Raw genomic sequence first — 1,206 nt, forward strand, 5'->3', positions numbered from 1 at the left:
AAGCTCGGTACGGAAAGTGCTTCGTCATCGTCAGAATACTTTCCGTACCGAGCTTTTCTGCTGTAAAGAATTTTGATTTTTCTGTGAAAGATTTTCTAGTTTGTTTGGGTTTGTCATTTTGTTAGATTAAGTCCGCTAGCATTGATGTAATTAGATTCAGAACTTTTTCAGGTAGTATTTCATAAAAAATTGTGATACAATATATATATTGGGGGTTGCTCGCCCCTGCGCATGATTTTTTATTCAATTTAAATTATAAAATTAATCGACTAAAGCGATCGCAACGTCATCCCGTAGCAACAACAACTTTCTAAAATGGGAACAAGCAACACCTAAGACGGGAGCAAGATGCTCCCACTGCCATGCACCGAAAATAATATTACTTCGGTTAATTAACTAGACAACAAATTAGATAAAATAAGAACGTTAATACCAGAAAGAGCTTCTAAGCGTTTATCGTTAGTTAAAAAAGTTTCACATCCATTTAAAATTGCAGTTGCACCATGAATTGCATCTGGCAGTCTTAAATTAATCATGGTTCTTAATCGAGCTGATTCTATCAGAATTTTTCGATTTATTGGTACTACTTTAAGCAATTGCGAATTTTGGATGGCATTTTCATAAATTAAACAAACTTCAGTATTATTCTCAATTAATGGTTTTACTAAAACTTCTGCTAAAGTTAATTCGCTAGTAATTGCTTTGAGACTTCCATTATCAAAAGCCTCAAATAACTCATTTAATAAAGCTTGAAATTCAGCATATCCTTCTACTGCATAAATAAAGATATTAGTATCTAAATAAACTCGTGTTCCTGTGATTGCTTCTAAAATTCCCATTGACCTCGCTCTTGATTAATAAAATTATCTACTTCCTCTGGAGTCGCAAAACATCCTTTGCCACTACCGATGATACTTTTTAAAGAACTTTTTTTGTTGGATGAAGATTTATATTTCTGAATTTTATTAGCAATATAAGCAATTAATTCTAATTGTTGATCCAGATTCATTCCATCTATTTGTTTAATTACATTTTCCACAGAAACAATATTTTCGTTCATAGTATAACTTCCTTTTTGTCTACTATTTGAGTGAGATACTTACTATTACTATAGCAGATATAAATCTATATTTTACATACTTGGAATATGCTATAATAGTTGCCAAATTTGTTAATTGTAAACCTGGCTCAAAAGTCCCCTAATAT

Annotated in this window: 2 protein-coding genes; both read right to left on the reverse strand. The window is 31.6% G+C overall.

Features of this window, described 5'->3' with window-relative positions; translation table 11 throughout:
- Nucleotides 1–392: 392 nt before the first annotated feature.
- Nucleotides 393–839 carry a type II toxin-antitoxin system VapC family toxin gene (locus F6K13_RS34025; protein WP_124145308.1) on the reverse strand — a complete coding sequence of 149 codons (447 nt, stop codon included), beginning with the start codon at nt 837–839 and terminating at the stop codon, nt 393–395.
- Nucleotides 827–1,060 carry a hypothetical protein gene (locus F6K13_RS34030; RefSeq protein ID WP_124145307.1) on the reverse strand — a complete coding sequence of 78 codons (234 nt, stop codon included), beginning with the start codon at nt 1,058–1,060 and terminating at the stop codon, nt 827–829. The genes F6K13_RS34025 and F6K13_RS34030 overlap by 13 nt, the downstream gene beginning before the upstream one ends.
- Nucleotides 1,061–1,206 lie beyond the last annotated feature (146 nt).

It is taken from the genome of Okeania sp. SIO2B9 (assembly GCF_010672505.1).
Taxonomy (GTDB): Bacteria; Cyanobacteriota; Cyanobacteriia; order Cyanobacteriales; family Microcoleaceae; genus Okeania; species Okeania hirsuta.

What these genes read in the sequence shown, in the direction of transcription:
- F6K13_RS34030 (WP_124145307.1), bottom strand. Translation starts at nt 1,060, where the DNA reads ATGAACGAAAATATTGTTTCTGTGGAAAATGTAATTAAACAAATAGAT.
- F6K13_RS34025 (WP_124145308.1), bottom strand. Translation starts at nt 839, where the DNA reads ATGGGAATTTTAGAAGCAATCACAGGAACACGAGTTTATTTAGATACT.